This window comes from Yoonia sp. TsM2_T14_4 (assembly GCF_049602355.1).
GTDB classification, from domain to species: domain Bacteria; phylum Pseudomonadota; class Alphaproteobacteria; order Rhodobacterales; family Rhodobacteraceae; genus Yoonia; species Yoonia vestfoldensis_A.
In genome coordinates this window covers 746,257-769,427 of record NZ_CP187137.1, presented here as the reverse complement: position 1 = coordinate 769,427, position 23,171 = coordinate 746,257, and the positions used below count along the sequence as shown (strand labels likewise).

Annotated in this window: 20 protein-coding genes and 1 tRNA gene; 9 read left to right on the top strand and 12 right to left on the bottom strand. The window is 60.0% G+C overall.

Features of this window, described 5'->3' with window-relative positions; all coding sequences use genetic code 11:
• The first annotated feature begins 77 nt into the window (after positions 1-77).
• From ACPF9B_RS03645 to dctP, 3 genes are read left to right on the top strand one after another with little or no spacing between them, the layout of a single operon-like run.
• Positions 78-674 carry a TRAP transporter small permease gene (locus ACPF9B_RS03645; RefSeq protein WP_007205333.1) on the top strand — a complete coding sequence of 199 codons (597 nt, stop codon included), beginning with the start codon at positions 78-80 and terminating at the stop codon, positions 672-674.
• Positions 674-2,242 carry a TRAP transporter large permease subunit gene (locus ACPF9B_RS03640; RefSeq protein ID WP_424179297.1) on the top strand — a complete coding sequence of 523 codons (1,569 nt, stop codon included), beginning with the start codon at positions 674-676 and terminating at the stop codon, positions 2,240-2,242. Before ACPF9B_RS03645 ends, ACPF9B_RS03640 begins: the two co-directional genes overlap by 1 nt.
• A gap of 26 nt (positions 2,243-2,268) precedes the next feature.
• Positions 2,269-3,324 carry a TRAP transporter substrate-binding protein DctP gene (dctP, locus tag ACPF9B_RS03635; protein WP_007205335.1) on the top strand — a complete coding sequence of 352 codons (1,056 nt, stop codon included), beginning with the start codon at positions 2,269-2,271 and terminating at the stop codon, positions 3,322-3,324.
• Between the two features lie 61 nt (positions 3,325-3,385).
• Here the strand turns inward: dctP and ACPF9B_RS03630 are convergent, their stop codons facing one another.
• The 9 genes from ACPF9B_RS03630 to ACPF9B_RS03590 form a co-directional block, all read right to left on the bottom strand.
• Positions 3,386-5,098, bottom strand: a complete 1,713-nt coding sequence (locus tag ACPF9B_RS03630; protein ID WP_424179294.1) for a SulP family inorganic anion transporter — start codon at positions 5,096-5,098, stop codon at positions 3,386-3,388.
• 58 nt (positions 5,099-5,156) lie between these two features.
• Positions 5,157-5,474, bottom strand: coding sequence for a YgaP family membrane protein (locus ACPF9B_RS03625; RefSeq protein WP_424179292.1), 318 nt, complete (start codon positions 5,472-5,474; stop codon positions 5,157-5,159).
• Positions 5,452-6,123 carry a Crp/Fnr family transcriptional regulator gene (locus ACPF9B_RS03620; protein ID WP_007205338.1) on the bottom strand — a complete coding sequence of 224 codons (672 nt, stop codon included), beginning with the start codon at positions 6,121-6,123 and terminating at the stop codon, positions 5,452-5,454. Before ACPF9B_RS03620 ends, ACPF9B_RS03625 begins: the two co-directional genes overlap by 23 nt.
• A gap of 45 nt (positions 6,124-6,168) precedes the next feature.
• Positions 6,169-7,392, bottom strand: coding sequence for a glycerate kinase type-2 family protein (locus ACPF9B_RS03615; RefSeq protein ID WP_424179290.1), 1,224 nt, complete (start codon positions 7,390-7,392; stop codon positions 6,169-6,171).
• A 29-nt stretch (positions 7,393-7,421) separates the two neighbouring features.
• Positions 7,422-8,723 (bottom strand): xylose isomerase, encoded by a 1,302-nt coding sequence (xylA, locus tag ACPF9B_RS03610; protein WP_424179288.1) that lies wholly within the window; start codon positions 8,721-8,723, stop codon positions 7,422-7,424.
• On the bottom strand, positions 8,720-10,159 hold the full coding sequence (gene xylB / locus ACPF9B_RS03605) for a xylulokinase (protein ID WP_424179285.1): 1,440 nt from the start codon (positions 10,157-10,159) through the stop codon (positions 8,720-8,722). The genes xylA and xylB overlap by 4 nt, the downstream gene beginning before the upstream one ends.
• Position 10,160: 1 nt before the next feature.
• A complete protein-coding gene (locus ACPF9B_RS03600) occupies positions 10,161-10,928 on the bottom strand; it encodes an ATP-binding cassette domain-containing protein (protein WP_213394094.1) in 768 nt (255 codons plus the stop codon).
• 12 nt (positions 10,929-10,940) lie between these two features.
• Positions 10,941-12,278: a sugar ABC transporter permease gene (locus ACPF9B_RS03595; RefSeq protein WP_007205343.1), complete on the bottom strand. Its 1,338-nt coding sequence runs from the start codon at positions 12,276-12,278 to the stop codon at positions 10,941-10,943.
• 162 nt (positions 12,279-12,440) lie between these two features.
• A complete protein-coding gene (locus ACPF9B_RS03590; RefSeq protein ID WP_040483182.1) occupies positions 12,441-13,466 on the bottom strand; it encodes a substrate-binding domain-containing protein in 1,026 nt (341 codons plus the stop codon).
• A 209-nt stretch (positions 13,467-13,675) separates the two neighbouring features.
• Between ACPF9B_RS03590 and ACPF9B_RS03585 the strand changes: the two genes are divergently transcribed.
• Positions 13,676-14,941, top strand: a complete 1,266-nt coding sequence (locus tag ACPF9B_RS03585; RefSeq protein ID WP_007205345.1) for an ROK family protein — start codon at positions 13,676-13,678, stop codon at positions 14,939-14,941.
• Complete coding sequence (locus ACPF9B_RS03580) at positions 14,938-16,419, top strand: CRTAC1 family protein (protein WP_424179281.1); 1,482 nt, start codon at positions 14,938-14,940, stop codon at positions 16,417-16,419. The genes ACPF9B_RS03585 and ACPF9B_RS03580 overlap by 4 nt, the downstream gene beginning before the upstream one ends.
• On the opposite strand, the gene ACPF9B_RS03575 is transcribed toward ACPF9B_RS03580, so the two are convergent.
• Both ACPF9B_RS03575 and ACPF9B_RS03570 read right to left on the bottom strand, forming a co-directional pair.
• On the bottom strand, positions 16,390-17,703 hold the full coding sequence (locus tag ACPF9B_RS03575; RefSeq protein WP_424179279.1) for a cytochrome-c peroxidase: 1,314 nt from the start codon (positions 17,701-17,703) through the stop codon (positions 16,390-16,392). The genes ACPF9B_RS03580 and ACPF9B_RS03575 overlap by 30 nt on opposite strands.
• A 59-nt stretch (positions 17,704-17,762) precedes the next feature.
• Positions 17,763-19,043: a DUF3422 family protein gene (locus tag ACPF9B_RS03570; protein ID WP_007205348.1), complete on the bottom strand. Its 1,281-nt coding sequence runs from the start codon at positions 19,041-19,043 to the stop codon at positions 17,763-17,765.
• A gap of 143 nt (positions 19,044-19,186) precedes the next feature.
• Between ACPF9B_RS03570 and ACPF9B_RS03565 the strand changes: the two genes are divergently transcribed.
• A complete protein-coding gene (locus ACPF9B_RS03565) occupies positions 19,187-19,738 on the top strand; it encodes a pseudouridine synthase (RefSeq protein WP_007205349.1) in 552 nt (183 codons plus the stop codon).
• Positions 19,739-19,821: 83 nt separating this feature from the next.
• Here the strand turns inward: ACPF9B_RS03565 and ACPF9B_RS03560 are convergent.
• A tRNA-Leu gene (locus tag ACPF9B_RS03560) sits at positions 19,822-19,908 on the bottom strand.
• A gap of 107 nt (positions 19,909-20,015) precedes the next feature.
• Here ACPF9B_RS03560 and lipB point away from each other — a divergent pair.
• The 3 genes from lipB to ACPF9B_RS03545 all read left to right on the top strand — a co-directional run bounded on the left by lipB (position 20,016) and on the right by ACPF9B_RS03545 (position 23,145).
• On the top strand, positions 20,016-20,660 hold the full coding sequence (gene lipB, locus ACPF9B_RS03555; protein ID WP_424179277.1) for a lipoyl(octanoyl) transferase LipB: 645 nt from the start codon (positions 20,016-20,018) through the stop codon (positions 20,658-20,660).
• 176 nt (positions 20,661-20,836) lie between these two features.
• A complete protein-coding gene (gene ctaD / locus ACPF9B_RS03550; protein ID WP_007205351.1) occupies positions 20,837-22,495 on the top strand; it encodes a cytochrome c oxidase subunit I in 1,659 nt (552 codons plus the stop codon).
• A 149-nt stretch (positions 22,496-22,644) separates the two neighbouring features.
• A complete protein-coding gene (locus ACPF9B_RS03545; protein ID WP_424179274.1) occupies positions 22,645-23,145 on the top strand; it encodes a DUF2244 domain-containing protein in 501 nt (166 codons plus the stop codon).
• Positions 23,146-23,171: the final 26 nt, after the last annotated feature.

The window sequence follows — 23,171 nt, the reverse complement described above, 5'->3', positions numbered from 1 at the left end:
AAAATATCCCGGGGGAATTGCCCCGCAGGGGCAAGGGGGCAGCGCCCCGAAAGCGTAACAAAACAGGGGAGGAGCCGATGTCGGTCCTGTTTGGTATCTTGTGGCCGCTCGAGCGGTTCAACACCGCGGTACTTGCCATAGGCAAGCTGATCGCGGTGGTGGCGCTTGCCGTGATGGTGGCGTTGATCCTCGGACAGGTATTTTTCCGCTATGTGCTCAGCGATGCACCAAACTGGACCGAAGAAGGCGCGCGGTTCGGGATGCTCTGGATGACAGGGCTGATGGCGCCGCTGGCCTACCGGATCGGCGGCTTCGTGGCGATCGACATGCTCGAACGCGCCCTGCCCCGTTTGCTGGCGGGTCTTTTGGGCTTGCTGCTGCTGGCGATTTCACTCTGGGTGTTGGTGATCGCCTGGGAACGCGGGCTTAACAATCATCTGCTGACGCTCTCGGGGCGCGGCTGTTCGTCGTCGCTGCAATGGCCCTTCGGGATCGAAATCGGCAAATGCGGCGCGCGGTTCCAGAATAATTACCAATATGCCTCGCTCTGGGTCGGGGTCAGCCTGCTGATTGCAGTCAATGTCGAACTGATGCTGCGGCAGGTCATCACGCTTTTGGGGCAAGGTGACCGGCTGACATCGTTCAAACAGACCGAGATCGCGGGGGCTGAATAATGCTGATCCTGTTTTTGCCACTGTTCCTGATGCTGATCCTGATCGGCCTTCCGGTGGTTTTTGCGCTTATGGCCGCCCCTTTTGCCATGATCATGGCCGAAGGCGACACCCGCAACGTGGTGGCAGGGCTTTACCGCAACCTTTACAACGGTATGGACAGTTTCCCGCTAATGGCGCTGCCGTTCTTCATGCTGGCGGGCGAGATCATGAACCGTGGCGGCATCACCATGCGGTTGGTGGAATTCGCCCAAGCCTTTATGGGCCATATGCGCGGCGGGCTGGCGCATGTGAACATCCTGTCCTCGATGCTATTCGCGGGCCTGTCAGGGTCGGCTGTGGCCGATACATCCGCGATCGGGTCCACCATGATCCCCGCGATGGAAAAGAACGGCTATACCCGCCGCTTTGCCGCCGCGATCACCGCGGCCAGTTCAGTCATCGGGCCGATCATCCCGCCATCAGGCATCATGATCATCTATGCCTATGTGATGGGCGAAAGCGTCGCGTCCCTGTTTCTGGCAGGCATCGTGCCGGGGATTCTCGTGGGTGTCGGGCTGATGGTCATGGTCCGCTTGATGGCCGACCGGTACGACCTGCCCAAGGCCGAACGGATCGTCCATAAAAACCAGACCATCACGCCGGTGGAATATTGGGTCAGCTTTGCCCTGCTGCGGATCAATCTCGCGGGGCTTTTGATGGCGCTCTATTCCTTCATCGCTGGCCCTGTCGGGCTGGCGCGTGTGAATGATGCGGGCGACACCGTGCATGCGCTGAACCTTTGGGTCGTGTTCGCCGCCCTGCTGGTCGCGTCACATTTCATCCTGATGGGCTATCGCAAGCGGGTCACATCCGATTTCCGCATCGTCTGCAAAAAGGCGGTCGCACCGCTGCAAACGCCGATCATCATTCTGGGTGGCATCCTTGTGGGTGTCTTCACCCCGACGGAAGCCTCGGCCATTGCTGTCGCCTATGCGCTGATCGTGTCGTTCTTTGTGCTGCGGTCGATGAAATTCAGCGATCTGTCCGGCGTGCTGACACGCTCGGCCATCGCCACATCGGCGGTGCTGTTGCTGGTCGGGGCCGCTGTCGCGTTCAAGACTGTCGTGGCCTTGTCATATGCACCGCAGATATTGTCGGATTATATCTTGTCGCTGTCCGAGAATCCGCTTGTCCTTCTGTTTCTCATCAACGTGTTGTTGTTCGTCGTCGGCATGTTCCTTGATGCGGGGCCGGCGATCATCATTCTGGGGCCGATCCTTGGACCAATCTTTGTCGATATGGGCGTGCATCCGGTGCATTTCGCCATCATCATGAGCGTGAACCTGACCGTGGGGCTGGCTACACCACCCATGGGGCTGGTGCTGTTCGTGGCTTCGACCGTGTCGGGCGAACGGGTGGAAACCATCGCCCGCGCCATTCTGCCGTTTCTGGCGGTGGAAATCGCCGTCATTTTCCTGATTACCTATGTCCCCGCCATTTCGATGACGGTGCCATATCTGGCCGGATTTCTGGGCTGTGCCCCGGATGTCGGCTTTTCCGCCTGTATCAGCCCCGTGCCGATACAGTAATCACCAGCATCCACAGGGAGGATACCATGCTGAAAAAATTGACCCAACTTGCCATGACCGCCGCCGTGCTTGTCACGCCGATGGCCCTGGCCGCACAGGATTTCACAATCCGCGCGACCGCCAATTCCAACACCGATGACGAAGATTATGACGGTCTGGTCGTGTTCAAGGATTATGTCGAAGCGGCCTCCAACGGACGCATCGCGGTGGAATTGTTCATCGGCACGCAGCTTTGCGCCACGGGCGAGGAATGTCTCGAAGGCGTGTCCGAGGGTTCTATCGACGTCTATATCTCGACTTCGGGCGGGGCAGCGGGGATTTTCCCTTATGTGCAGGTGCTTGACCTGCCCTATCTGATGTCCTCTGATCGCGTGGCCGAGGCTGTGCTGCAAGGCGATTTCGTGCGCACCATGCGCGATATGGCGCTGGCTGACAGCGACAACACGATCCGCCTGATGACCATCGGCAATACCGGCGGCTGGCGCAACTTTGCCAATACCGAACGCCGCGTCCAAACCCCTGCCGATCTGCAAGGGCTGAAGCTGCGCACGGTCGTGGCCGACCTGCCGATCCAGCTGGTCGAGGCGATGGGCGCATCCGCGACCCCGATCCAGTGGCCCGAATTGTTCACATCGCTGCAAACCGGCGTGGTCGAAGGCACCGCCAACGGCATCACCGACATCATGAACATGAAATTCCCCGATGCCGGTCTGCAATATCTGACACTGGACGGTCATTCCTACATGGGTGCGCTGTGGTGGATGAACAACGACGCTTTCCTTGCAATGCCAGAGGATCTGCGCCGCGTCGTGGTTGACGGCTTTGCAGCACTTCAGCAGGCGACCTTCGCCTCGCCCAAGCGTAAATCCATTGCCGCTTATGAGGCGTTTCTAGCCGGTGGCGGCGATCTCTACGTGCCGACCCCCGAAGAAAAGGCGATGTTCGCCGAAGCCGCACAGCCGGTCTATGAGTGGTTCAGCGCCAATGTCCAAGGCGGCCCCGATATGCTGACCGCCCTGCAAGAGGCTGTCGCACAGGTCGAGACCGAGATGGCTGCAGGCTATGCATCCGATCTGAACTGATCACGACTGTAGGTCGGGGTTCTCCCCGACCTATTTTCGTGGCGGCGGGGTGAACCCCGCCCTACGCCAAAACCCCCTGTACCGCGTCATATTGCGACAGGAACACGCGGCCCGTCAGCTGATGCAGGAAATGCTGTTCGGCTAGCCGGTCCATCACCGGGCCTTTCACCTCTGACAGATGCAGTTTGACATCCATCTCGCGCAGGCGGTCGTTGATTGCCTCCAGCGATTCCAGCGCGCTGAAATCAATCTCGTTGATCGCCGAACATTGCAGGATGACGTGGCGCACCTCTTTGTCCCCCGCGACGCGGGCCTGAATCCGGTCTTCCAGATAACGGGCATTGGCGAAATACAGGCTTTCATCCACCCGCAGGGTCACGATGCTGGGATGGGTGATGACCTTGTGGCGCAGGATATTGCGGAAATGTTCGGTCCCCGGCACTTGGCCCACCTCGGCGATATGCGGCTTGGACGACCGGTACAGATGCAACAGCACCGACAAAAGGACACCTGCGGAAATCCCCGCCTCGACCCCCAAGGCTAGCGTCAGCAGGATCGTCGTGGCGACAGCCGCGAAATCACCACGGTTATAGGCCCAGCTGCGTTTGAGGATCGAGAAATCCACAAGGCTCAGTACCGCCACGATGATCGTCGCGGCCAAGGTCGCGGTCGGCAGGAAGTAGATCAGCGGCGTCAGCGCGAGTGCCGCAATCGCCAGCCCCACGGCGGTGAACGCCCCCGCAGCCGGTGTTGCAGCCCCTGCGTCAAAGTTCACGACAGAGCGCGAAAATCCGCCCGTCACCGGAAAGCCACCCGTGAGCGATGCGCCGATATTGGCGACCCCCAGACCGATCAGTTCCTGATCGGGGTCGATCCGCTGGCGCTTTTTGGCGGCCAGTGTCTGGGCGACGGAAATCGATTCCACGAAGCCGATGATCGAGATCAGAAAGGCCGGCAGCAGCAATTGCTGCAGCAAAGCTGGCGAAAAGGATGGCAGCGTGAACGGCGGCAGGCTTTGTGGTACAGCGCCCACGATCTTGACGCCGCGCGCGTCCAGTCCCCAGTACCAGACCGCCGCCGTGGTCGCCACGACCACAACAATCGGTCCCAGTTTGACCAGAAACCCCGTCAGCCCCGCACCAAGGCCCAGCTTGGTCAGCACAGGTTTCAACCCCTTGCGCACCCAGAACAAAAACCCCGTCGCCAGCACGCCGATCAGCGCGGTGATCCAGTTGATCCCCCCCAGATTACGGCCCAGCGACACCACCAGTTCGGCCAGGTTATGCCCCTCCGCACTGATCCCAAGGATATGTTTCAACTGGCTGGCCGCGATGATGATGCCCGAGGCAGTGATGAACCCCGCAATCACCGGATGCGACAGGAAATTCGCCACAAACCCCAGCCGGAACAGCCCCATCGCGACCAGAATGACCCCCGACAACCCCGCCAGCGACAGGGCGGCCACGGCATAGCCCATGGTGCCTTGTTCGACGATATTGCTCAGGGCGGCCGCCGTCATCAGCGACACCACAGCAACCGGCCCCACGGCCAGGCTGCGGCTGGTGCCGAACACGGCATAGAGCATGATCGGTACGATCGAGGCATAAAGCCCCGCCTCGGCCGGCAACCCCGCCAACAGCGCATAGGCAAGCGATTGCGGGATCAGCATGATCGTCACGATAAAGGCGGCGGTCAGGTCATTGCCAAGGTCGGAACGGGTATAGTGCCGCCCCCATGACAGAATGGGCAGGTAGCGGATCAAACGGGTATTCATGAATTTCTGGCCAGTTGGGCCGCTTGCAAGCGCAGCAAGCGGAAAGGTGAGCGCAAGATCAGACCTTGCAGGTACGCATGCCAAGAACGGTGTAGAGCGGGCAAGACCGCGTTGCGGCGACCCCCAGCATCACCAAGCCTACCACGACAGATAGGATCGTTGCGAGCAGGCTGTCAAACACTGCCACGCCACCGATGAAAGGCAGCGCCAGCAGGACAATGCCCAGGGTGCCACGGATCATTCGGTCGATATCGCCAACATTGACGGTCATTTCAAAGGCTCCTTGTTCAAGCTGCCAAAGGTCTAGCGCAATCGCCCCACCTGTGTCGGTGATATTGTCACAGACCCAATGGTCAGCCGTGATGCCGCGCCACATCTTGCAATCCTGCACGATCTGCAATCATGATGACCCCGCGCGCCTGCGCGATCCAGCCGCGGCGCTGGAATTCCTGCAATTGGCGCGACACGACTTCGCGCGCGGTGCCCAATTCGACGGCCAGTTTCTGATGCGTCGTGGCGATCCGGTCATCCCCATGCGACAATTTCAACAGCTTGTCGGCAAGCCGCACATCAATCCGCTGAAACGCAACCTCGTCGATCATCAAGAACAGATCGGTGATCCGCTTGGAAAAGGCGGCAAAAACAAAATTGCGAAAGGATTTCGACTGCGCGACCAGATCGTCGAACACATCGCGCGGCACGGCGGCAGCCCGCACATCGGTTTCGGCAATGCCCGTGGCGGCATAATCATCATAGGCCAGCAAACAGGCCGTGGTCAGCACGCAGCTTTCGCCAGCCTCGATCCGGTACAGCACGATCTCATGGCCGGTGTCAGACACTTGCTGGACACGCACCGTGCCCGCAAGCAAGAACAGCATGTTTTCCGGCGATTTGCCGGGACCAAAAATCACCGTGCCTGCAGGTGCCACCACAACCGCGCTGCGCGCCAAAAGCTGCGCCTTGATCGTGGGCTCCAGCCGCGCCAGCCCGGCAAACCTGTCCAGCCACGTGTCGTCCTGCGCCATTCTTTCCGCCTCGCTTTGTTGCAAATACTCCCCGCGCGGCGCGCGTCACCCACGCTGGATCAGCACACCCAGATCGGCAACATTGGTGCCGGTCGCGCCGGTCAGCAACAGACCATCCACCTGCGCCAAGGCAGCATAGCTGTCATTATTGGCCAAAAGCGCTGCCAGACCCGCAATCTTGCCCAGACTGTCCTGATCCACAATCCCGCCAGCGGCATCGGTTGGCCCGTCGCGCCCGTCACTGCCTGCTTGCAGACAGGTCCAGTCACCCCAGCCGCGGTCTGCGGCGGCGATCGCGATGCGCAGCGCCAGTTCCTGATTGCGCCCACCACGTCCTGTGCCTTGCAGCATGACCGTCGTCTCGCCACCCCAAAGCGTGATACCCGGGCGCGCCTGATCGCAGATCAGTTTCGCGGCATCGGCCACGTCGCCGGTGACGGGTGCGGCGATCACATGCGCCACGCCCGCCGCCTGCGCCATGGCGGCAACGCTTTGCCTGTTCGATCCGATCAGGATGTTGCGTGCGGCAGGCAGGTCCGGCGCGGGGCGCGCCTGCGCCAGATGATCACGCACCGATGGCGGCACGCGGTCCCACAGGTTTGCATCGCGCAACATTGTCACCGCCTGTGCCGCTGTGCCAATGGGCGGCGCAGTCGGCCCGCTGGCAATCGCGCTCAGATCGTCGCCCACGACATCGGACAGGATCAATGCGGTGACGTTGTTGGGGGCCGCATGGCGCAGGAACCCGCCGCCTTTGATATCGGACAATTGCTGGCGGATCAGGTTCATGGCGCGGATATCAAGGCCTGAGGCCAGAAGCAGCCTGTTCACCGCGATCTTGTCGGCCAATGTCAGCGCGCCTGCGGGGGCGGGCAGCAAGGCTGATCCACCGCCCGAAATCAGCGCCAGCACCGGGCCTTGGGCCGCGCGCAACGCCGCGATCACCGCCAGCGCCGCTTTTGCGCCGCTTTCATCCGGCACCGGATGACCCGCGGCAAACACCGCTGCCCCGTCCAGCGGCTGGGCGTTTTCGTAATTGGTCACGACGATAGCTGGCACACGTGCAAAGCGCGACAAGGCTGCCTGCGCCATACCGCGCGCGGCCTTGCCTACGGCCACGATCAGCGCCGGCGCAGGCAGATCATCCAGATGGCGCGTCACCGCCGCCACCGGATCAGCGGCCTGCACACCAGCGTCAAACAGCCGCCGCGCAGTGCTGTGCATATCGTTCATATCGGACCTCTTTTCGGCCTGCGTAAGGTGGATCATGATCCACCTTACCTGCCGGATTTACAAGGTCACAGGTAGCGGTTCACCAGATTTTCCAGCCGTTCCTGACGGCCCGACCGTGGCGCGGGGTTGATCGCTTGCGCCATCACCTTGGCGGTGATCGCATCCAGATCGCTGGCCAGCAACGCGCGGCCAGCCTCTGTGTCCCAGCCAGCGTAACGGGCATCGCGCGCGGATTCGAGCTTGCCATCCGCCAGCATCGCCGCTGCCGCCTTCAGCCCCGCAGCGCAGGCATCCATGCCGCCCACATGCGCAAGAATCAGATCCTCTGCATCAAGGCTCTGGCGGCGCAATTTGGCGTCGAAATTGGTCCCACCCGTGGTGAAACCACCGGCGCGCAGCACCTCGTAATAGGCCAGCGCCATTTCCGGCACATTGTTGGGAAACTGGTCGGTATCCCAACCGGATTGATAATCGTTGCGGTTCATGTCGATGGACCCGAAAATCCCCAATTCGCGCGCCATCGCCAGTTCATGTTCGAACGAATGGCCGGCCAGAATAGCATGACCCTGTTCGATGTTCATCTTGACCTCGCCTTCAAGGCCAAACTCCTTGAGGAACCCGTAAACCGTGGCGACATCGTAATCATATTGATGCTTGGTCGGCTCCTGCGGCTTTGGTTCGATCAGGATCGCGCCTTTGAAGCCCATCTTGTGCTTGTAATCGACGACCATCTGCAACATCCGCCCCGCCTGCGCACGTTCGCGGCCCATGTCGGTGTTGAGCAGGGTTTCATAGCCTTCGCGCCCGCCCCACAGGACATAGTTTTCGCCGCCCAGTTTCATGGTCGCATCCATGCAGGTCTTGATCGTGGCAGCAGAAAACGCGAATACATCAGGGTCAGGGTTCGTCGCCGCACCTGCCATGAACCGGCGATGCGAAAACAGGTTCGCCGTACCCCAGAGCAGTTTGACGCCGGTCGCTTCCATCTTGGCTGCGAAATAATCGACGATCTCTTCCAGATTGCGGGTGTTTTGCGCGAAACTATTTCCTTCAGGGCGCACATCGGCGTCGTGGAAACAGAAATAGGGCACGCCCAAGATCTGGAACATCTCGAACGCGGCATCGGCCTTCATGCGGGCTGCATCCATGCTGTCGCCGAACCATGGCCGGTCGAATGTCTGCCCGCCGAACGGATCACCACCCGGCCATGCAAAAGAATGCCAATAGGCAGCGGCAAAGCGCAAATGATCCTTCAGCGTCTTACCCATCACCACCTCATCAGGGTTGTAATGGCGGAAGGCGAAGTCATTGTCGCTGTCCGACCCCTGATAGGTGATGGCGGGGATGCCTTTGAAGAAATCGGTCATGATAGTCCTTTCAGAGCGGTATAGCTCGCGCGATAGCGCGCATGGGCCTGCGAAAAGGCCGCGGTCAATTTGGTGTCGGGTTCAATCATGCGGGCGATTTTCGGGGCGGTTGCCACTTCGGCCCCTGCCCCCGTCGCGGCCATCAGTCCAAGACGGGCGGCACCAAAGGCCCCGCCGAAATCACCCGCGACAGGCAGGGCGATGGGCAGGTCCAGCGATGTGGCAATCGCCTGCACCCAGTAATCCGACCGCGACCCGCCGCCGACGGCGATCAGGCGGGTGATCTTGGTGCCGGTGCTGGCCAGCGCGTCATGGCAATCGCGGATCGCATGGGTGACACCTTCCAACACGGCACGCGCCATGGCCGCGCTGTCAGTCGCGTGATCCAGATGCAAAAACGCGCCACGGATCGCGGCATCATTATGCGGGGTCCGTTCCCCGCCCAGATAGGGCAGAAACAGCGGCTTGCCCGGCGCCTGCAAGGCCCCCAGATCAGCGGTCAGCGTGGCGGCGGGTTTGTCCGCCACACGCGCAAACCAGTTCAGCGCATCGGCCGCGGCAAGGATCACACCCATTTGGTGCCATGTGTCGGGCAAAGCGTGGCAGAAGGTATGCACAGCAGATGCAGCATCGGGCTGATAGGCATCGCTGGCCGCGAACAGCACGCCGGATGTGCCCAGCGAGACAAAGGCATCGCCCGCCTTGACCACACCGACACCCACGGCGCTGGCGGCATTGTCACCACCGCCGCCCGCAACGACCACGCCATGCGGCAGGCCCCAACGGGTCGCCAATGCATCACGCAGCTGCCCCGACACGTCCGAGCCTTCCACCAATCGCGGCATCTGCGCGCGGGTCAGGCCGGTCGCGGCCAGCAGGTCATCGGACCAATCGCGCTTGGCCACGTCCAGCCAGCTGGTGCCAGCAGCGTCCGACATTTCGGCCACAGCCTCGCCCGTCAGCCACAGGCGCAGGTAATCTTTCGGCAGCAACACACGGGCGACACGGGCAAAAATCGCGGGTTCATGCCGCGCCACCCAGACAAGTTTCGGCGCGGTAAAGCCCGCAAAGACGATATTGCCGGTCAGCGCGCGGAACCGCGGGTCGGCGTCCAGTTCAGCCGCCTCAACGGCGGAACGCGTATCATTCCACAAGATACACGGGCGAAGCACCGCGTCACTTGAATCCAGCAAGGTCGCACCATGCATATGCCCCGACAGGCCAATACCGCGGACAGCGCCCAGCGAAACCTGCGCCGCCAAAGACTGCATCACGGCATCTGCCGCATCTAACCAACTGGACGGTGCCTGCTCGGACCACCCCTGCGCCAGGCGTGCGACCTGCAATGGGGCCGTCGCCTCGGCCAAGATGGCCTGCGCGTCGTCGATCAGAACAGCCTTGAGACCCGACGTTCCCAGATCAAGACCAATATACATATCAGTTTTGTTGTTTTTTGGGGTTTTTTCCCATGATGATCATCGACAGGATATCATCCTCGGTCACATCCTCGACACGTTCGTTGCCGATCAACTGACCGTTTTTCATCACGGCCACACGGTCACACAAGTCCATCATTTCGCGGGTGTCGTGACTGATCAGGAATATCCCAAGCCCTTGGTTCTTCAGCTCTTTGATCAGATCAGCGACCATTTCCGTTTCGTGGACGCCCAAAGCCGCTGTCGGTTCATCCATGATCAGGATGCGTGCGTTGAAATAGACCGCGCGCGCAATTGCCACCGATTGACGCTGGCCACCCGATAGCGCGCTGACAGGCTCTTTGAACTTTTTGAAATTCGGATTGAGCTGCGCCATGATCCTGCGGGTTTCAGCTTCCATGCTGGCATCATCCAGAAACCCAAACCGGGTCGTCAATTCGCGCCCCAGAAACAGATTGCTCGCGGCGTCCAGATTATCGGCCAAGGCCAAGGTCTGATAGATCGTCTCGATATTCAAATTCCGGCTATCACGCGGGCTGGTAATCTGGGCTTTCTTGCCTTCGATCCAGAACTCGCCACTATCGGCCTGATAGGCGCCAGACAGGCACTTGATCAGCGTGGATTTGCCCGCTCCGTTGTGGCCTAGAAGGCCCACAACTTCACCAGCATAAAGATCGAGCGACACCCCATCGACAGCACGGATGCCGCCAAAGGCAATCGAGATATTCCGCATTTCAACCAGCGGGGTCCCTGAACGTAAATCAGTCATCAAAAGGTCCCCTTACTTGACGTTTTTGCGGTAGAGATTGTCGAGGTAGACAGCGAGCACGAGAACCGAACCAACGACGATCTGCTGCACGGATGTATCAAAACCGATCAAGACCATGCCCGATTGCAGACTTTGCATCACCAGGGCACCCAGAATTGCGCCATAGATCGTACCAATGCCACCCGCCAGTGATGTACCGCCGATCACCGCTGCGGCGATCACATAGAGTTCGTCCAACAGGCCCAAGGCGTTTGTCGCAGAATTCAGACGCGCGGAGGCCACAACAGCGGCCAGTCCCGCCAATGACCCCATCAACATGAAGATGCGCATCGTCATCCATTTGACGTTAATGCCTGCCAGCTCTGCCGCTTCGGGGTTTCCACCGATGGCAAACACATTGCGGCCAAACCGCGTGCGCTTGACCAGAATGGTCATCAATATCCCGACAACCACAAGGATCAGAACAGGAATGGCAAAGCCATGACTGATGAAAAGACCTTCGGGCGGAACGGTGATGTTATTCGCAGCGGCATATTGGTTCACGATGCCGCGTGGCCACGGATAGGAATTCACCAACAGGACAGATCCGATGACAAGCGCACATGACGTGCCGCCGACGGTCAGTTCACCCCAGATCGGGCGCTGAGCAAAGCCGTGTCTCTGGCGACTGCGACGGCTTGAAACCATCATCCAGACGATGGCAATGCAAACGATAATCCCTACAACCCAACTGCCCGTCGCGCCAATCGTGCCATATGGACCGCCACCCAAAAGCTGGAAGGTCGAATCCACAGGCGAAATCGTTTTGCCGTTATTCGCCAGAAATGCCGCGCCCCGCCACACCAAAAGCCCGCCCAGCGTGACGATAAAGGCCGGGATCCCGCGATAGGCAATCAACCAGCCGTGAAATGCACCAATCGTCATCCCCATCAGTATGCCGATGGTCGCGGTGACGATCCAGATCAACGGATGACCCAGGCCCAGATATTGCGGCAAGATTTCAACCTGAACGATCCCCATCGTCATGCCGGTCACGCCCAACAGCGCGCCCACAGACAAATCAATGTGGCGGGTCACAATCACCAGCACCATCCCTGTCGCCATGATGCCAATCGACGAGGTTTGCACCGACAGGTTCCACAGATTGCGCGGCGTCAACATGGCGCCGAACCCGTTAAAAACCGCGCCGTAGATATGAAAACCGAACCAGATCAAGGCAAGCGCGCCAAACATCCCCAACAGGCGGGTATCAATTTCCGTTCCTTTGAGAAACTTGCCTATCAGCCCTAGGTCTTGCTGGCCGCTTTTGGTTTCAGCAGAGGCGTCAGAGGCCTCGGTCGTATCAGTCATACTCTTGTTCCCATGTTGCATTGGCCAAGCAACCGCAACTCTATCTGGCAATGAAAATGCGGCGGCTGTCACTGCGTCTGGACGTGGCTGTTGGCCAGACTGACATGCAGGCAAATAAAAGACCGGCGCCCGGTTTGTGCCGGGCGCCGGTCAATTCACAGCTTATTCGCAGCCGGCAACGCCAGCGATTGCGCCTTCACAAGCTTGCGCTTTCGAGATGTGGCCTGCGTCGATTGCAACATTCAGGTTGTCGCGTGTCAAAGGTGTCGGGTCCAACAGGATCGCGTTCACAGGGATCCCCTTCTCACCGTTCGAGAAGACACCAGCACCGTCGATGGCCGCCATGGCTGTCCCGCTTGCAAGATCAGACGCGATCTGACCGGCAGCCGCACCCAATGCACGGGCGTCTTTCCAGACAGACACTGTCTGCAAACCACGTGCAACGCGGTTGATCGCAGCCAAATCACCGTCTTGACCGCCAACCGGGATCACAAGACCCTGCGCGCTCAGCGCTGCAACAACACCGCCGGCCATGCCGTCGTTCTGGGACAGAACCGCATCAACGTTGTTGTTGTTGGCGGTCAGGATCTGCTCCATGTTGCGCTGCGCGCTTTCTGGCTTCCACGCGTCAGAGAAGGCTTCGCCCACGATGGTGATCGCACCCGAATTCACGCTGTCGCCGATGACTTCCATCATGCCCTGCAACAAGAAACCGGCATTCGGGTCACCTGGGTCACCTTTGATGATGGCGTAATTGCCTTCAGGCTGCACATCCAGAACGGATTGCGCGATGATCCGGCCAACGCCGACATTGTCGAATGTCAGATAAAATGTGCGGTCATCTTCGATCAGACGGTCATAACCGATGACAGGGATGCCTTCGTTGGCGGCTGCGTCGATAGCAGGCCCGATCGCATCTTTGTCCCAGGCGTTAATGATCAGGACATCAACACCTTGGCTCATCAGTGCTTCGATGTCTGTCAGCTGCTTTGCCGCAGAAGACTGCGCATCGGCGGACACATAGGTGTTGCCGTTGGCTTCGATCGCAGCGACCATGGCAGCTTCATCGATTTTCCAGCGCTCTTCTTGAAAGCTGGCCCAGGATACGCCAACGCGCATACCCTCTGCCAGAGCAGCCGAGTTGAAACCGACCACGGCAATTGCCGCGACGAGAATGGATTTATGCATGTTTTCCTCCCAATGATGTGCCCCCATGCACTGAGGGCGCGGGTTTTTGACCCCACGAAAGCCAAAATGCCAAATTTAATTCAGTTGTCAAAATAAAAATTGCCGAAAATTAGAAAATTTCGCTTTTCGACCGCGGAAAAATTGGGCAGACTTTGAAAATACCCGTAAACCACTCGGTCTCTGGTCATTAATAATTCAGGCCGTAAATTATGTACGACGTTATCTCATCGCAAAGCGACGAATCGCCCGCCCCAGCTGGGTGCGGCCCGCTGCTGCCAGCCACCCATGGTGAAAGCAAACCGTTGCGCCAGCAGATTTTTGAACATGTCCGCGCAGAAGGCCGTGCGGCCCGTACAGATGTGACCCGCGCATTGGGAATCAGTGCCGGATCGGCGACGACACTGACCGCTGACCTGATCACCGCCGGCCTGCTGCGCGAGGTCGAGGGGCTGACGCGCGAATTGGGCCGTGGACGCCCGCCCGTCGCGTTGGAAGTGGTCCCAGAAGGCCGCTACGTCATCGGAATTAAACTGTCAGACGAGGTTCATTCCGCCGTTTTGACAGATTTCGCAGGCCAGATGCTGGCCGATGCATCCTTGGCGACCCTGCCTACGCGCAAATCCATGGATGCGATTCTAGAAGAAATCGACGCCTTGATGGATCTGGTACTGAAAGCGGCGGGCAAGTCGCTGTCGGATATTTCTGCGGTGGGTGTCGGGTTGTCGGGTTTGGTTGACCACAGCTCAGGCATGGTCGCGTGGTCCCCTTTGCTGAGCGGACGGGATACGGATTTCCAGACCGCCTTTGTCGGGCGTTTCGGTGTGCCGCTGCTGGTGGACAATGATTCCAACGTCCTGACCCTTGCCGAACTGTGGTTTGGCGCGGGGCGGTCGATGTCGGATTTCGCGGTCGTCACGATCGAACATGGTGTCGGTATGGGGCTGGTGCTGGATAACCGGCTGTTTCGGGGATCGCGCGGGATGGGGCTCGAGTTGGGCCATACAAAGGTGCAGCTTGACGGCGCGCTGTGTCGGTGTGGCCAGCGTGGGTGTCTTGAAGCGTATCTGGCCGATTATGCCCTTGCCCGCGAAGCCGCGACCGCCCTGCACCGCAATCCGCGCAATCAGCAAAGCGCGCATGCGATGCTTGATGCCTTGTTCTCGCAGGCGAAATCCGGGAACGAGGCTGCGCGCACGATCTTTCGCCGCGCGGGGCGCTATCTTTCGGTGGGTCTGTCGAATGTCATCCAGCTTTTCGATCCTGAATTGATCATTCTGTCTGGCGAGCGGATGCAATACGATTACCTGTACGCCGACGAGGTGATTGCCGAAATGCAAAAACTGACGCTGACATCGGGGCGCGCGCCGTGCCGTATTGAAACCCATGCATGGGGTGATCTGGTGTGGGCGCGGGGTGCCACTGCTTTGGCATTGGCGGCCGTCACGGACGCAGCTTTGGGTGAAGCGCGGGCATGATCCGGTTTGTGGTCCTGTGCCTGATGGCCATGCCTGCAACGGCGCAACCTGTGTTCGAAAATCGGTCGGACGCCCTGCCTGCCCATGTCTATGGCGGCGGATGGGAACATTTTGTCGGCGGCGGTGTCGCTGTCTTCGACTGCAACGGCGACACATTGCCCGATATTTTTGCAGCCGGCGGCGAAAACCCCGCAGCCCTTTTCGTGAACGCTGGCGACTTTCGCTTTCAACCTGTCGGCTTGCCGGACATGTCCGGCGTGACAGGTGCGTATCCTGTGGACATCAACGCCGATGGACATATGGATCTATTCGTGTTGCGGGTCGGGCAAAATCAGGTGCTTTTGGGCAGCGGGGCCTGTGGCTTCGAGACCGGTTTCCCGCTGCCTGCGGATGACGCATGGTCCACAGCTTTTTCGGCATGGTGGGAAGATGACGGCTATCCTGTCATGGCCGTCGGCAATTATGTGGACCGCGCCAATCCCGACGGCCCATTCCAGGCCTGCGACGCCAACCAGATTTTGCGCCCCTCGCCGCAAGGCAGCTACCAAAGCACGGCGCTGACGCCCGGCTTTTGCCCCTTGTCGATCCTTGCCGCCAAGGATGCGCGTAAGCGATCCACTTTGCGGATATCGAACGACCGCCAATATTATGTGCGCGGTGGCTATGAACAGATGTGGGATATCGAGGACCAACGCTTTCTCGGGCCTGAAGATAACTGGAAACAGGTCTCGCTCTGGGGGATGGGGATCGCCAGCCGCGACCTGACCGGAGACGGGCGCGACGAGGTCATGCTGACTTCGATGGGGGATCAACTGATGCAGGTGGCCCAGCCTGACGGCACCTATGCCAATGCGCCCTTTAGTATCGGGACCTATGCCCATCGCCCGCATACCGGCGATGACGGGCGGCCATCCACCGGCTGGCACGCGGAATTTGCCGATGTGGATAATGACGGCCGCGCCGATCTGTTCATCGCCAAGGGAAATGTGGACCAGATGCCGGGGCTGGCGATGGCGGACCCCAACAATCTGTTGATGCAACAGCCCGATGGCACCTTTGTCGAGGCAGCCCAGACCGCAGGCGTCGCCACAACGGCGCGGTCACGGGGTGCGGCTTTGGCCGATTTCGACGGTGACGGGCGGTTGGACCTGATCGTCGTGAACCGCCGCGCACCGTTAGAGATTTACCGCAACGTCACGACAGACACCGGCAATTGGCTGACCGTGGCGCTGACGCAATCAGGCGGCAACCAGCATGCCATTGGCGCTGTGGTCACGGTCGTGACAGACGCCACGACGCAGAGCCAGCAAAACACCATCGGCGGCGGCCATGCGGGCGGCAAGGCACTGCCACTGCATTTCGGTCTGGGCGATGCGGATAGCGCGACAGTGACCGTGACATGGCCCGACGGGGCGCAAAGCACGCATCAGGTGCAGGCGAATGCACCCCTAACCTTCGGGCATCCGCGCGACAGTTAGGCCGCTTGGCACCGCATCGGGGATACCCAGAACGCCTGCCTGCGCATCAGGATCGGTCAGACTGTCCAGAAAGGCCAGCAAGGCATCAACGGCGGCATCGTCCACCGTGACCGGCGCAACCGTCACCGCCGCGGCAATCGCGGCACTATCGGCAAGTCCGCGGCTGTCATCGACCGGCAGGTCGGGCAACAACGCACGGTCAAGATCATAGACCTGCAATGCCGCCACCGGATCAAGATGCGCGACCAGAAAATCGCGCAGATCGGCATAGGCCCCCGAATGGCCATAAGGGCCGGTCTGCGCCACATTGCGCAGGCTGGGTGTGCGAAAGGCATACATATCCGCCGGATCACCCGTGACACGGAACCGGCCCAGATCGCTGGCGTGACTTTCGAACCGCTCGGCCTTGCCCGGCCCGATCTGCGGCACGCCCATCGCGTGAAACTGGTGGTCGGTCAGAAAAGGGCCGGCATGGCAGGACACGCAGCCCGCCTCCCCATAAAACAGCGCCATGCCGGTGGCGGCGGGTTCGGGCAATGTCGCCTCGCCACGCAGGACCGCGTCAAAGGGCGCGTTATCGGAGCGCCATTCCAGTTCCATGAAAGCCGCGACAGCGTTGGATATATCGGTGAACCCGATCTGCTCGGGGCTGTCGATATGGTCATAAACGGCAATGAAGGCATCGCCATAGGCCGGTATATCCGCGACGCGTTGGGCGATAATGTCCCAGGCCCCGCCCTGCCCCGTGATCATGCCGCGCCGCACAGCTTGGGCCACGTCGTTTTCGCTGTAATGGCCGGCCATCTCATCGGCGGACAGCACCGGAAACATCGTTTGCGCCGACAAAAGCGACGCAAAACCCACCACCATGTCATCGGCCAGCGGTGTGCGCAGGCCGCCGGGGCGGGCAGGGTCCACCTCGATCCGGCCATCGGCAAACAACACGCTGAATTCGTGCGCGCCCAGATTGAACAAGGCGGGTGAATTGCGCGGAATCCGCTGTTCGGGCATATTGGCCGCATCGGCCACACGGTTGGGGCCAAGCCCCATGCCGCCATCGCCCATACCAAGAGACAGCCCGTCGCTCGTGCCAAAAGCCGGGTGGTGACAGGTTGCACAAGAGACATCGCGGTTGCCTGACAGGATCGGGTCGTAGAACAACAGCTGACCCAGCTCTGCCTCGATCAGGTCGACTGGCTTGAAATCCGTATCCGTCAGCGGCGGCGGCACATCCTGCGCTGCCGCACTGCCCGCCATCACAGCAAAACCCAAAACCAGACGCATGTGATCCCCCCCCGTGTTGCGCGGATCGTATCACTTGCCAAGGCTCTGGCAAGCCTGCGTCATTCCATCCGTTTGCGAATCCGGCTGACCAGGGTCCAGACCAGCAGCAACACGATTGGCGTGGCAACGGCTGTCATCACTGGTTTGGTAATACCGAACGCTGCTTCAAGCGGGGCGGCCATGTAAAGCGCCAGATTGACCGCGTAATAGCTGATCGCGACGACAGACAGCCCTTCGACGGTGCGTTGCAGGCGCAGTTGCAGATCGGCGCGTTTGTCCATGCTGGTCAGCAATTCCTGATTCTGCGCCGAGCGTTCCACATCGACCCGCGTACGCAACAGATCGCCCGCACGCAGCGCGCGTTCGGACATTGCGTAAAGCCGTGCCTCGGTGGATTTGACGGTGCGCATCGCGGGATCGAAACGGCGCATCATGAATTCACCGAATGTCTGGCGACCGGCAAAGCGTTCCTCGCGCAGGATTGAAATGCGCTGGTTGACGATGGTTTCATAGGCCCCCGCCGCCCCGAACCGGAATGTGGTCTGCGCGATCGTATTTTCGATCTCGGCCGAGACCTGCAACAGCGATTGCAGCACCTTGGCGGCGTCGGCCATCGGCAGGCGCATGTCTTCCAGCAGGCTGGTCAGGATCTGGTCGAATTCCGCCATCTTCGGCCCAAGCGAGCGCGCCTTGGACAAGGCCAGCATCGACATCGCCTTGTAGGTTTCGATTTCACACAGGCGCTGGACAACACGGCCGATCCTGCGGTCATCGACATGCGGGCGCGCGAAAACCGCAAAGCGCATATGCCCTGCGGTATCGATGCGGAAATCGCCCGCGATCACCAGATCGTTTTCCACGACCCGGCTGATCGCAAGGCTTTCCGGCACGAACCAATCCTTCGCTTTTTCAACGATGCCGTCATCACCATCGACAACCTCGATCCGGATCAGGGCGGATGTCACGCGCGTGCCCGGCGCCTTGGACAGCCAATCGTCGGGAAAGACGTCAAAGGTGGCGGCTTCAAAAGGGCGCGCGGCAACGCCGTCACCAAAGACCGTGTAGGTCACGAATTCGGTATGGCTTTCCCATTTCAGCTGATGCTTGCCGATGGTGCCAAAATAATGCGTGGCATCGGGTTGCGGATGCTGCGCGCCGAACCGGTCCAGCAGGTCGATCAGATGCGCGCGGTCCGCCGCACGGTCACGGCCCGCCGCGTTGCTGGCTGGCTTGATCGCAAGATAGGCCGCACGGCTGGGCGCGCCCACTGCCGGAAATGGCCGCGCATGCAATTCATTCGCCATAGTATAGCGCAGGGGATGGTCGGCAATCGGCGGCATGGTCAGGCGCTTTCACAATAAGATCCTATGTACACTAGCGCAGCAATTCAGAGTGTAAATATAAAATCGTTGATTTATAAATACTTAGTAGCACACAAAGGTATACGGTGGACGGCACGGGGCAGCGCAGGCTAGAAAACGCCATGTCGCGCATCTTGTTGTTGAACAAACCTTATGGCGTACTGTCGCAATTCACCGATGCGCGCAGCCCGTCGCCGCGCCCGACGCTGTCGGGCTTTGTCACGGTGCCCGGCGTTTATCCCGCAGGGCGCCTGGACCGCGACAGCGAAGGATTGCTGGTCCTGACAGATGACGGGGCCTTGCAGGCGCGGATCGCCGATCCACGCCACAAACTGCCAAAAACCTATCTGGTGCAGGTCGAAGGCGCACCTACCGACGCCGATCTGGCACTGCTGCGTCATGGCGTGACACTGAATGATGGACCAACTCGGCCTGCGCAGGTGCAGCGCATTGCGCCCCCTGCCTTATGGGAGCGCGACCCGCCTGTCCGGTTTCGCAAATCGGTGCCAGATCAGTGGATCGAGATCACGATCCACGAAGGTCGCAACCGGCAGGTGCGCAGGATGACCGCGCATATCGGATTTCCGACGTTGCGGCTGGTACGCTGGCAGATCGGGGATTGGACATTGGACGGGCTGGCGCCCGGTGCCTGGCGGGATAGCGCGCTGCGGTGATGTGGCGGCGGGGGGCGCAAGGTTTCTTGGGCCAAAAAACCTTCAGCGCGCGGACCGGTCTGTTGGGGTGACACGCCAGACAATGGTGCGGTCGGGGGGACTCGAACCCCCACGAATGTTACTTCACAGCGACCTCAACGCTGCGCGTCTACCAATTCCGCCACGACCGCAAGTCCATAGGCTGGTAAGTGCCGTTCTCATAGACGAGGCGATTTGCGATGCCAAGAGGGAAATCAAGTCCCTTCCCATCGCCCATCTGGGCGTTTATCTCCAACGCATGGTAGAATGGATCATCACCGAAGGGCTGACAGCGTATGACGACGCGTTGGCCTTTATGGAGGCCCGCGTGAACGCGATCATCGTGGGCGAGGCGGCGGAATGTATCTGGTTGCTGGAACATCCGCCACTTTACACCGCAGGGACCTCTGCCAAAGCGGCGGACCTGATCACGCCTGACCGGTTTCCAGTGCATGACGCGCGGCGCGGCGGCGAATACACCTATCACGGGCCGGGGCAGCGGGTTGTCTATGTCATGCTCGATGTGGGCAAGCGCGGACACGACCTGCGCCGCTTTGTGCAAGATCTGGAAAACTGGGTCATTGGCACGCTGGACGCCTTCAACATCAAGGGCGAGGTCCGGCCGGGCCGTGTCGGCGTCTGGGTGCAGCGCCCGGACAAGCCGCGCAATGCGGACGGCGCGCTGGCCGAGGACAAGATCGCCGCAATCGGGATTCGCATGCGTAAATGGGTGTCGTTCCATGGCCTTGCGATCAATGTGGACCCAGACCTGTCGCATTTCGACGGCATTGTGCCCTGCGGTATCCGCGATCATGGCGTGACGTCGCTGGTGGACCTTGGCCTGCCTGTCAGCATGGCCGATCTGGACGTCGCCCTGCGGCAGCGTTTCGCGGATGTCATGTAGGGTCGTTTTCAATCCACCTTACGCGGTCAGCCGATCCCCAGCCTGCGCCAATTTTACCCAGCACCCCCGCCGCATCCGCAGTTGCCCATACCGGTGCAAGCGACTAGAACATCCGACAACGACCGCCGTATATTGAATCGGCGGCGTCGATCTGTAGCCAAAACGAGGAGAGCCACATGGCGGACGCAGCCATCCACGGCGACGCACATCAGGACAACCGGAGTGCCTTTACACGGTGGTTCATGTCCACCAACCACAAGGACATCGGGATCCTGTATCTGTTCACAGCAGGTGTTCTAGGGTTCATTTCGGTGGCGTTCACCGTTTATATGCGCCTCGAGCTCATGTATCCGGGTGTACAATACATGTGCCTAGAAGGGTTCATGACCGATCCCTGCACACCCAACGGCCATCTATGGAACGTCCTGATCACCTATCATGGTGTTCTTATGATGTTCTTTGTCGTGATTCCGGCCCTGTTCGGGGGCTTTGGCAATTACTTCATGCCACTGCAGATCGGCGCGCCCGATATGGCGTTTCCGCGGTTGAACAACCTGTCTTTCTGGATGTTCGTGGCCGGTGGTGCGATGGGTGTGGCTTCGATGCTGGCACCGGGTGGCAATGGCCAGCTTGGGTCGGGCGTTGGTTGGGTCATGTACCCGCCGCTGTCGACCAATGAAGCAGGCATGTCGATGGATCTAGCGATCTTCGCCGTGCACCTGTCGGGGGCCTCGTCGATCCTGGGCGCGATCAACATCATCACGACCTTTCTGAACATGCGTGCGCCGGGCATGACCCTGCACAAAGTGCCGCTGTTTGCCTGGTCGATCTTTGTGACCGCCTGGATGATCCTGCTGGCGCTGCCGGTTCTGGCGGGTGCAATCACCATGCTGCTGACCGACCGCAATTTCGGCACGACCTTTTTCCAGCCTGAAGGCGGCGGTGATCCGGTCCTGTACCAGCACATCCTGTGGTTCTTTGGCCATCCCGAAGTCTATATCATCATTATCCCAGGCTTTGGCATCATCAGCCACGTCATCGCCACCTTCAGCCGCAAGCCGATCTTCGGCTATCTGCCGATGGTCTATGCGATGGTCGCGATTGCGGTTCTGGGCTTTGTTGTCTGGGCGCACCACATGTATACCGTGGGCATGTCCCTGACCCAGCAAAGCTATTTCATGCTGGCGACAATGGTCATCGCGGTGCCGACCGGCGTCAAGATCTTCTCTTGGATCGCGACGATGTGGGGTGGCTCGATCGAGTTCAAGACTCCGATGCTTTGGGCGTTTGGTTTCTTGTTCCTGTTCACCGTCGGTGGTGTGACCGGCATCGTGCTGTCACAGGCCGCCGTGGACCGTGTGTATCATGACACCTATTATGTCGTGGCGCATTTCCACTATGTGATGAGCCTTGGTGCGGTGTTCGCCATCTTTGCGGGGATCTATTTCTACCTGCCAAAGATGTCCGGCCGTATGTATCCCGAATGGGCTGGCAAGCTGCATTTCTGGGCCATGTTCATCGGTGCAAACCTGACATTCTTCCCACAGCACTTTCTGGGCCGTCAGGGCATGCCACGCCGCTACATCGACTATCCCGACGCCTTTGCGCTGTGGAACCTGGTGTCGTCATGGGGTGCGTTCCTGTCGTTTGCATCTTTCGTGTTCTTTATCGGTGTGATCGCCTGGACATTGCTGCGCGGCCGCGTTGTGACGGAAAACAACCCGTGGAACGAATATGCTGACACACTGGAATGGACCCTGCCCTGCCCACCGCCTGAGCATACGTTCGAGACGCTGCCCAAGCGCGAAGACTGGGACAAACAACACGCCCACTAGCGGCGTAACAAATCAAAAGCCCCCGCGTTGCGGGGGCTTTTTTCGTTTTGGGCTGTGGCAAAACGCCTGACCGGCGCAAGACACCAGTGACAGTTTCACGCATGGCTCTAGGTTTGTGCAAAGACCAGACTGCACGCCGAGGAAACGACATGCCCTATGAGTGGACACCCGATCAGCCCGACAGACAAACCGACTGGCAATTGAGCCTGTGGCCTTACCGGTCGCTGTTGCGCAAGGATTTCGTGCTGTTCATGGGCGCGACAGCGGCGCTGGTGGCGCTGCCGCTGATCTCGCTTTTGGGGACGGTGGTTGTCTGGGCCTTGCTGCCGTTTTTCGGGCTGATGTTCTGGGGGCTGTGGACCGCGATCAACATCAGTTACAAACGCGGTGAGGTGTTGGAAGAACTGGCCGTGGATGACACAACCGCGCATCTGATCCGCCATAACCCCAAGGGCGAAAAGCTGGAATGGCACGCCAACCGCTATTGGGTGACGGTGCATCTGCATCCCAAGGGCGGGCCAGTCGAAAATTACATCACCCTGCGCGGCGGCGACCGCGAGGTTGAAATCGGGGCCTTTCTGGATGTGTCAGAACGGCTGGCGCTCTATGGTGATCTCAAACGTGCCTTGCGCAGCGATCAAGCAACCTGACGCGGAACAGAAACTTTTATGCCTCC

Coding starts and splice junctions, on each gene's coding strand:
- ACPF9B_RS03645 (WP_007205333.1), top strand. CDS start 78: ATGTCGGTCCTGTTTGGTATCTTGTGGCCGCTCGAGCGGTTCAACACC.
- ACPF9B_RS03640 (WP_424179297.1), top strand. CDS start 674: ATGCTGATCCTGTTTTTGCCACTGTTCCTGATGCTGATCCTGATCGGC.
- dctP (WP_007205335.1), top strand. CDS start 2,269: ATGCTGAAAAAATTGACCCAACTTGCCATGACCGCCGCCGTGCTTGTC.
- ACPF9B_RS03630 (WP_424179294.1), bottom strand. CDS start 5,098: ATGAATACCCGTTTGATCCGCTACCTGCCCATTCTGTCATGGGGGCGG.
- ACPF9B_RS03625 (WP_424179292.1), bottom strand. CDS start 5,474: ATGTGGCGCGGCATCACGGCTGACCATTGGGTCTGTGACAATATCACC.
- ACPF9B_RS03620 (WP_007205338.1), bottom strand. CDS start 6,123: ATGGCGCAGGACGACACGTGGCTGGACAGGTTTGCCGGGCTGGCGCGG.
- ACPF9B_RS03615 (WP_424179290.1), bottom strand. CDS start 7,392: ATGATCCACCTTACGCAGGCCGAAAAGAGGTCCGATATGAACGATATG.
- xylA (WP_424179288.1), bottom strand. CDS start 8,723: ATGACCGATTTCTTCAAAGGCATCCCCGCCATCACCTATCAGGGGTCG.
- xylB (WP_424179285.1), bottom strand. CDS start 10,159: ATGTATATTGGTCTTGATCTGGGAACGTCGGGTCTCAAGGCTGTTCTG.
- ACPF9B_RS03600 (WP_213394094.1), bottom strand. CDS start 10,928: ATGACTGATTTACGTTCAGGGACCCCGCTGGTTGAAATGCGGAATATC.
- ACPF9B_RS03595 (WP_007205343.1), bottom strand. CDS start 12,278: ATGACTGATACGACCGAGGCCTCTGACGCCTCTGCTGAAACCAAAAGC.
- ACPF9B_RS03590 (WP_040483182.1), bottom strand. CDS start 13,466: ATGCATAAATCCATTCTCGTCGCGGCAATTGCCGTGGTCGGTTTCAAC.
- ACPF9B_RS03585 (WP_007205345.1), top strand. CDS start 13,676: ATGTACGACGTTATCTCATCGCAAAGCGACGAATCGCCCGCCCCAGCT.
- ACPF9B_RS03580 (WP_424179281.1), top strand. CDS start 14,938: ATGATCCGGTTTGTGGTCCTGTGCCTGATGGCCATGCCTGCAACGGCG.
- ACPF9B_RS03575 (WP_424179279.1), bottom strand. CDS start 17,703: ATGCGTCTGGTTTTGGGTTTTGCTGTGATGGCGGGCAGTGCGGCAGCG.
- ACPF9B_RS03570 (WP_007205348.1), bottom strand. CDS start 19,043: ATGCCGCCGATTGCCGACCATCCCCTGCGCTATACTATGGCGAATGAA.
- ACPF9B_RS03565 (WP_007205349.1), top strand. CDS start 19,187: ATGTCGCGCATCTTGTTGTTGAACAAACCTTATGGCGTACTGTCGCAA.
- lipB (WP_424179277.1), top strand. CDS start 20,016: ATGGTAGAATGGATCATCACCGAAGGGCTGACAGCGTATGACGACGCG.
- ctaD (WP_007205351.1), top strand. CDS start 20,837: ATGGCGGACGCAGCCATCCACGGCGACGCACATCAGGACAACCGGAGT.
- ACPF9B_RS03545 (WP_424179274.1), top strand. CDS start 22,645: ATGCCCTATGAGTGGACACCCGATCAGCCCGACAGACAAACCGACTGG.